Origin of the sequence: Hominiventricola aquisgranensis (assembly GCF_040096225.1) — a bacterium.
Classification (GTDB): Bacteria; Bacillota; Clostridia; order Lachnospirales; family Lachnospiraceae; genus Hominiventricola; species Hominiventricola aquisgranensis.
Genome location: NZ_JBBMFC010000059.1, coordinates 1 through 6,801 on the forward strand (window position 1 = coordinate 1; position 6,801 = coordinate 6,801).

A 6,801-nucleotide genomic window follows, 5' to 3' on the forward strand; every position below is an offset into this window, starting at 1 on the left:
AGAAACGGATAAAAGAAAAGTTGGGATGGATGAGTCCTGTTCAATACAGGCTCCATCTTTTAGCTGCATAAAGAAAAACGAGACGACCGAAGTCGCCTCGTAAAAGTCTAACTTTGAGGGGTCACCTCAAAGATAGCTGCCGTTCAGCGTTTTATTTTATGCGTATTACTGAGCAAGATAAGATATCTGAAAATAAAAGTAAGAATATCAAAATTGATAAAAAATAGTAAAAAATCATACTAGAAAAACGGATAAAAATCTGCGATAATGAATCTATCAAAGACGTGGGGTTTCTTCAGGGGAAGAAACAAAAATAAAGAGACACAAGGGGGAAAACACATGAGAGTCGGCTGCGTAAAAGAAATCAAAAACAATGAATTTCGAGTAGGTATGACACCTGACAACGTGAAGAATTATGTGAGAGCGGGTCATGAGGTGTATATCGAACGCGACGCAGGAGTTGGATCTGGTTTTACTACGGAACAATATGAGAAAGCGGGAGCTCATATTCTGGATCAGGCAAAGGATGTATGGGATAAGAGTGAGATGATGATCAAGGTAAAGGAGCCGTTGAAAGAAGAGTATGGCTTCTTCCATGAGGGACTGATCCTCTATACTTATCTCCATCTGGCAGCAGACAGAGAACTGATGGATGCTATGCTGGCAAGCAAAGTAAAGGGTGTTGCGTATGAGACCCTGATCGAGCGTGATGGAAGTATTCCGTTGCTGGCGCCCATGAGTCAGATCGCAGGAAGACTCAGTATTCAGGAAGGTGCAAAATATCTGGAGAAGCCGTTCGGTGGTTCCGGTGTTCTGTTAAGTGGTGTTCCTGGAACTCCGAAGGCAAAGGTTGTTATCCTCGGCGCAGGTTCTGTTGGAACCAATGCCTGCAAGATCGCAGTCGGCATGGGCGCAGATGTAACGATCATGGATATCAATCTGAAGAGGCTGGCATATCTGGATGATATTTTTGGTGCACGGATCCAGACGCTGGTAAGTACCGATGCGGCTGTGGAAGCAGCAGTTTCCAATGCAGATCTTGTGATCGGCTGTGTACTGATTCCTGGTAAGGCGGCACCGAAGCTGATGAAGAAAGAATATCTGAAACATATGAAACCGGGCAGCGTGATTGTGGATGTGGCTGTGGATCAGGGCGGATGCTGTGAGACCACCAAAGTTACCTACCATGATGATCCGACTTTCGTAGTGGATGGAGTGGTTCATTACTGTGTAGGAAATATGCCGGGAGCGGTTCCGTATACTTCCACTATTGCACTGACCAACGCAACCCAGAGCTATGGCCTTCAGATTGCAGCAGCTGGTCTGGAGGAAGCATGCAGAAAGAACAGCGTGATGTATTCTTCAATCAACACGTATGATGGCATGATCACCTGTAAGAATGTGGCAGATAGTTTTGGAATGGAATATAAAGATCCTGCAGAACTGATCAAATAAATAAATATCCGACCTGGATGAACAGGGCAGATCGTTTTCTGAGAAAAAGGAACGGTCTGCCCGTTCTTTTTGCCAGATTCATTGTAAAAATCAAGGGCGTGTGTTAAAATGAGCACATTGGCGGCAGATAGGAGAGAATTTCATGGCTGTGATAGATTCATTTTGCGCAAAAGATACGTATGAACTTGGAGAAAAAATAGGACAGATGGCAAAGCCGGGGATGGTGATTTCACTGACTGGTGATCTGGGAGTGGGAAAGACTGTATTTACCCAGGGACTTGCAAAAGGGCTGGGCATTGAAGAACCAGTCAACAGTCCTACATTTACGATCGTGCAGGTGTATGAGGAAGGGCGGCTTCCCCTGTATCATTTTGATGTATATCGGATTGGCGATATTGAAGAGATGGACGAGATCGGTTATGAGGATTATTTCTATGGAGAGGGCGTATGCCTGATCGAGTGGGCAGATCTGATCAGAGAGATCCTGCCGGAACAGATGTGCCGTGTGACTATTGAAAAAGATCTGGAAAAAGGTTTTGATTACAGAAAGATCACCCTGGAAGGATTCAAGGGGATCGAAGAACAGGAGGCATAACCGAATGGAGACATCCAAAAAAATACTTGCACTGGATAGTTCAGGACTGGTAGCCAGTGTGGCGGTTGTGGAAGGTAACAGCACATATAGTAATCTGCTGGCAGAATATACCGTGAATTATAAAAAGACACATTCTCAGACCCTGCTTCCCATGCTGGATGAAATTGCGAATATGACAGAGCTGGATCTGACAACCATTGACGCAATTGCGATCGCAGCAGGTCCGGGTTCCTTTACCGGACTGAGGATTGGATCTGCCACGGCAAAGGGTCTGGGACTGGCATTGAAAAAACCGTTGATCTCCATTCCTACGGTGGATGCCCTGGCATATAATCTCTATGGGACGGACCGGTTGATCTGCCCAATCATGGATGCCAGAAGAAATCAGGTGTATACAGGCATTTATGAATTTCGTGGAAATACCATGGAAGTGCTGGAGCCACAGATGGCAGTGGATATTGAAGTGATTGCAGAAAAGCTTTGCGAGAGACAGCAGGATGTGATCTTCCTTGGAGATGGAGTTCCGGTATTTAAAGATAAATTGTGCAATGGCCTGATGGACAAGCTACATGATTGTGGAAAAGAATTTTATTTCGCACCAGCCCATGTGAATAAGCAGCGCGCCGGCGCAGTTGGTGCACTGGCCCTTCGTTATCTGGAAGAGGGTAAGACAGAGACCGCAGAAGAGCATCAGCCGGAATATTTAAGAATGGCACAGGCGGAGAGAGAGCGGGCGGAGAAGCTTGCAAAGGGAGAAGGCACATGCTGATCTCTCTGATGAAAGAGGAAGAGATTCCGCAGGTGGCAGCATTGGAGCAGGTGTGCTTCTCTGAACCGTGGACGGAGCAGGGTCTGCGGGAAAGCTTTGCAAGGCCGGAGTATCTGTTTGTGACAGCCACAGAAGATGATCAGATTGTAGGTTACGCTGGGTTGTATCAGGTGTTGGATGAGGGCGATATCACGAATATAGCAGTATTACCGTCTGCCAGAGAAAAAGGAATAGGAACGGTGCTGACCCGTGCACTTATAGAAGCCGGTGAGCAGCGTGCAATCCATGCTTTTACACTGGAGGTCCGCGTGGGAAATGCGGCTGCGATCCATATTTATGAAAAGCTGGGATTTGTCCCGGTGGGAGTCCGAAAAGGATTTTATGAAAAACCAAAAGAAGATGCTCTGATCATGTGGCGCAGACAGATGCCTGCCCAGTAATCCCCTGTTTTCAGGAGTACATGTGCTGGTTTATAATTAGCCTGTACAACGGACGAGGAGGAGAAAACCATGCGGAGTTATGAAAAACAATCAGACAATAAATTAGAAAAAGTGATCTGCAATCGATGCGGACGGGAAATGAAAGTGGTAGGCGGAATCCTTCAGGAAGGAGTGTTTGAAGCTTCTGTTCTGTGGGGATATTTTTCAGACAGGGACGGGGAACGACATTCCTTCGATCTGTGTGAGGCTTGTTATGAGAAAATAATCCATACATTTCAGGTTCCGGTACAGATCGAGGAGCAGACAGAATTGATATAGGAGAGAATATGTTAGATATTTGCTTGCTTGGAAGCGGTGGTATGATGCCGCTTCCCTATCGCTGGCTGACGGCATTGATGGTGCGTTACAATGGGAGCAGCCTACTGATTGACTGTGGAGAAGGAACACAGATTGCGATCAAGGAAAAGGGTTGGAGCTTCAAACCCATTGATGTGATCTGTTTTACTCATTATCATGGAGATCATATCAGCGGTCTGCCGGGACTTTTGCTGACCATGGGAAATGCAGAACGTACGGAGCCTTTGACATTGATCGGTCCCAAGGGGCTGGAGCGTGTGGTTAATGCCCTGCGTGTGATCGCGCCGGAACTGCCGTTTCCTATCATTTATAAAGAGATCAATGGAAATGAAGAGACTTTTGAACTGGCAGACGGTTACCGTCTGAAAGCGTTCCGGGTGAACCATGGAATCCTGTGTTACGGATATACCCTGGAACTGGATCGGGCAGGCAAATTTCAGCTTCAGAAAGCCATGGAGCAGGAGATTCCAAAGCAGTATTGGAGCCGTCTGCAGAAGGGTGAGACTATCACTGACGAGCAGGCAGTCTACACGCCGGATATGGTGCTTGGACCACCTCGAAAAGGTATCAAACTGACTTACTGTACTGACACCAGACCCGTACCGGCCATCGTGGAAAATGCGAGTGGATCGGATCTGTTCATCTGTGAAGGCATGTACGGAGAGAAAGATAAGGATGCCAAGGCCAGGGAGCATAAGCATATGACCTTTTATGAAGCGGCGAAACTGGCAAGAGATGCACAGGTGGGGGAGATGTGGCTGACGCATTACAGTCCATCGCTGACGAGACCGGAAGAGTACATGGACGATGTCCGCAAGATTTTCCCGGCTGCCAAGGCAGGAAAAGACCGGAAATCCGTGGAATTGGATTTTGAAAAGGACGAGTGATAGATATGGAAGAAAAGAAAGATGTGTTGATTCTGGCAATCGAGAGCTCCTGTGACGAGACAGCTGCAGCCGTAGTGAAAAACGGGCGAGAAGTGCTTTCTAATGTGATTTCTTCTCAGATTGCGCTGCACACCCTTTATGGAGGAGTGGTTCCGGAGATTGCATCAAGAAAACATATAGAGAAGATTAATTACGTAATTCAGGAGGCACTGGATCAGGCCCATGTGACCCTGGAAGATCTGGATGCCATTGGCGTGACTTATGGACCGGGTCTGGTTGGTGCGCTTCTGGTTGGAGTTGCTGAGGCGAAGGCAATTGCCTATGCGGCAAAACTGCCATTAGTAGGCGTTCATCATATTGAAGGTCATATTTCGGCTAATTATATTGAAAATAAAGAGCTGGAGCCGCCATTTATCTGTCTGGTGGTGTCTGGTGGACATACGCATCTGGTAGTAGTCAAAGACTATGGAAAGTATGAGATCATTGGCCGGACCAGAGATGATGCGGCGGGTGAAGCCTTTGATAAAGTGGCCCGTGCCATCGGACTTGGCTATCCGGGCGGACCAAAGATTGATAAACTGGCAAAAGAGGGAAATCCAGATGCAATTCATTTTCCGCGGGCAAAAGTGGAAGATGCTCCTTATGATTTCAGCTTCAGCGGTGTAAAATCAGCAGTGCTGAACTATCTGAATGGCTGTCAGATGAAGGGAGAACCTGTTGTGGAAGCAGATGTTGCAGCATCCTTCCAGAAGGCAATCTGTGATGTGCTGGTGGATCATGCGATTCAGGCGGTAAAGGACTATAAGATTCCGAAACTTGCCATGGCAGGTGGAGTGGCATCCAACTCAGCACTCAGAGAAGCTATGAAGACAGCGTGTGAGAAGAGGAATATTCCATTTTATTATCCGTCTCCGATTCTGTGTACGGATAATGCGGCCATGATCGGTGCGGCGGCTTACTATGAGTATATGAATGGTTCCAGAGCAGGGCTGGATCTTAATGCTGTTCCGAATCTGAAGCTGGGAGAGCGATGATGGAGAAAAAAAGATGTACAGCCATTGTGCTGGCGGCAGGCCAGGGAAAGCGGATGGGGACTAAGACACAGAAGCAGTATCTGAATCTTTGCGGTTACCCGGTACTCTGGCATTGCCTTCATACATTTGAAGAGTCGGCTGTGATTGATGATATGATCCTGGTGACGGGAGAAGATCAGATTGATTACTGCCGGACGGAATTTGTAGAAAAATATGGATTTCGTAAGATCTGTAAAATCGTTGCAGGAGGAGCAGAACGCTATCACTCTGTTCTGAACGGACTGCGTGCCATGGAAAAAAATGCCTGTGAAGACGGGTATGTATTCATTCATGACGGGGCAAGACCTTTTGTGGATGAACCTATGCTGGAGCGGGTCTATGCAGATGTGTGTAAATATGAGGCATGTGTGGTTGGCATGCCGGTGAAAGATACGATTAAGATCGCTGATACGGATGGCTTTATCAAGGAGACGCCAAAGCGCAGTCTCGTATGGCAGATTCAGACACCACAGGTATTTTCTGCGTCATTGATCTGCTATGCATATGAAGAGCTGGGCAGACGGGAGAAGGAATTGCTGGATCGCGGAATCCAGATTACTGATGATGCCATGGTGGTAGAGGAGATCTGTGGACGCAAAGTACGTCTGACAGAAGGCTCCTATGAAAATATGAAGCTCACCACACCGGAAGATCTGGAGATTGCAGAGACCTTCCTTCGACGTAAAAACCGTTGATTTCAGGCACTTATAAAGAAACTGTGAAAAAAACGTAAAAAAATGAAAAAATACAGTTGACAAATGAGGGCCATGCTGTTAGAATAACGATTGTCGCTTGTGGAGAGCGCTATGGAGAGATATCGAAGTGGTCATAACGAGGCGGTCTTGAAAACCGTTTGTCCGCAAGGGCGCGTGGGTTCGAATCCCACTCTCTCCGTTCACTCGGAAGAGTGAGACGAGCAATAATATAGAGTCTAATGAATTAGGCATTTTGGAGAAATACCCAAGTGGCTGAAGGGGCTCCCCTGGAAAGGGAGTAGGTCGTTAGTAGCGGCGCGAGGGTTCAAATCCCTCTTTCTCCGCTCTTTTTCATGAAAAGTTGATTGCTTGAAAATCTTCAAAAAAAGATAAAAAAGTTATTGACAAACTGAAAGAGATTTGATAATATATCAGAGTTGCCGCTGAGGCAATGAGATAGAACATGAACCTTGATAATTAAATAGTGCTTTGAAAATCTTCGAAAATTCTTTTGAAAATTTTTAAACGAA

The 6,801-nt window shown here is 46.5% G+C and carries 8 protein-coding genes and 2 tRNA genes; all 10 read left to right on the forward strand.

The features are described from left to right. Positions 1–339 precede the first annotated feature (339 nt). The 10 genes from ald (at position 340) to WMO62_RS15560 (ending at position 6,615) form a co-directional block, all read left to right on the forward strand. A complete protein-coding gene (gene ald, locus WMO62_RS15515; protein ID WP_118512001.1) occupies positions 340–1,455 on the forward strand; it encodes an alanine dehydrogenase in 1,116 nt (371 codons plus the stop codon). A 142-nt stretch (positions 1,456–1,597) separates the two neighbouring features. Continuing rightward, a complete protein-coding gene (gene tsaE / locus WMO62_RS15520) occupies positions 1,598–2,050 on the forward strand; it encodes a tRNA (adenosine(37)-N6)-threonylcarbamoyltransferase complex ATPase subunit type 1 TsaE (protein WP_118511999.1) in 453 nt (150 codons plus the stop codon). Between the two features lie 4 nt (positions 2,051–2,054). Further along, entirely contained in the window at positions 2,055–2,819 is a 765-nt protein-coding gene (gene tsaB / locus WMO62_RS15525; RefSeq protein ID WP_118439817.1) for a tRNA (adenosine(37)-N6)-threonylcarbamoyltransferase complex dimerization subunit type 1 TsaB, read from the forward strand. Continuing rightward, on the forward strand, positions 2,813–3,259 hold the full coding sequence (gene rimI, locus WMO62_RS15530) for a ribosomal protein S18-alanine N-acetyltransferase (RefSeq protein ID WP_349145251.1): 447 nt from the start codon (positions 2,813–2,815) through the stop codon (positions 3,257–3,259). Before tsaB ends, rimI begins: the two co-directional genes overlap by 7 nt. 69 nt (positions 3,260–3,328) lie before the next feature. Then, positions 3,329–3,577, forward strand: coding sequence for a hypothetical protein (locus WMO62_RS15535; protein WP_118511995.1), 249 nt, complete (start codon positions 3,329–3,331; stop codon positions 3,575–3,577). Between the two features lie 8 nt (positions 3,578–3,585). Continuing rightward, positions 3,586–4,503 (forward strand): ribonuclease Z, encoded by a 918-nt coding sequence (locus WMO62_RS15540; protein ID WP_117497758.1) that lies wholly within the window; start codon positions 3,586–3,588, stop codon positions 4,501–4,503. Between the two features lie 5 nt (positions 4,504–4,508). Next, a complete protein-coding gene (tsaD, locus tag WMO62_RS15545; protein ID WP_349145252.1) occupies positions 4,509–5,537 on the forward strand; it encodes a tRNA (adenosine(37)-N6)-threonylcarbamoyltransferase complex transferase subunit TsaD in 1,029 nt (342 codons plus the stop codon). Continuing rightward, on the forward strand, positions 5,537–6,271 hold the full coding sequence (gene ispD / locus WMO62_RS15550; RefSeq protein WP_435390515.1) for a 2-C-methyl-D-erythritol 4-phosphate cytidylyltransferase: 735 nt from the start codon (positions 5,537–5,539) through the stop codon (positions 6,269–6,271). The genes tsaD and ispD overlap by 1 nt, the downstream gene beginning before the upstream one ends. 113 nt (positions 6,272–6,384) lie before the next feature. Then, a tRNA-Ser gene (locus WMO62_RS15555) sits at positions 6,385–6,470 on the forward strand. Positions 6,471–6,526: 56 nt separating this feature from the next. Continuing rightward, positions 6,527–6,615: transfer RNA gene (locus WMO62_RS15560), tRNA-Ser, on the forward strand. Positions 6,616–6,801 lie beyond the last annotated feature (186 nt).

Bases quoted from the DNA above. Each gene is read 5' to 3' on its own strand.
- tsaD (WP_349145252.1), top strand. From the start codon at position 4,509: ATGGAAGAAAAGAAAGATGTGTTGATTCTGGCAATCGAGAGCTCCTGT.
- ispD (WP_435390515.1), top strand. From the start codon at position 5,537: ATGGAGAAAAAAAGATGTACAGCCATTGTGCTGGCGGCAGGCCAGGGA.
- WMO62_RS15535 (WP_118511995.1), top strand. From the start codon at position 3,329: ATGCGGAGTTATGAAAAACAATCAGACAATAAATTAGAAAAAGTGATC.
- rimI (WP_349145251.1), top strand. From the start codon at position 2,813: ATGCTGATCTCTCTGATGAAAGAGGAAGAGATTCCGCAGGTGGCAGCA.
- tsaB (WP_118439817.1), top strand. From the start codon at position 2,055: ATGGAGACATCCAAAAAAATACTTGCACTGGATAGTTCAGGACTGGTA.
- tsaE (WP_118511999.1), top strand. From the start codon at position 1,598: ATGGCTGTGATAGATTCATTTTGCGCAAAAGATACGTATGAACTTGGA.
- WMO62_RS15540 (WP_117497758.1), top strand. From the start codon at position 3,586: ATGTTAGATATTTGCTTGCTTGGAAGCGGTGGTATGATGCCGCTTCCC.
- ald (WP_118512001.1), top strand. From the start codon at position 340: ATGAGAGTCGGCTGCGTAAAAGAAATCAAAAACAATGAATTTCGAGTA.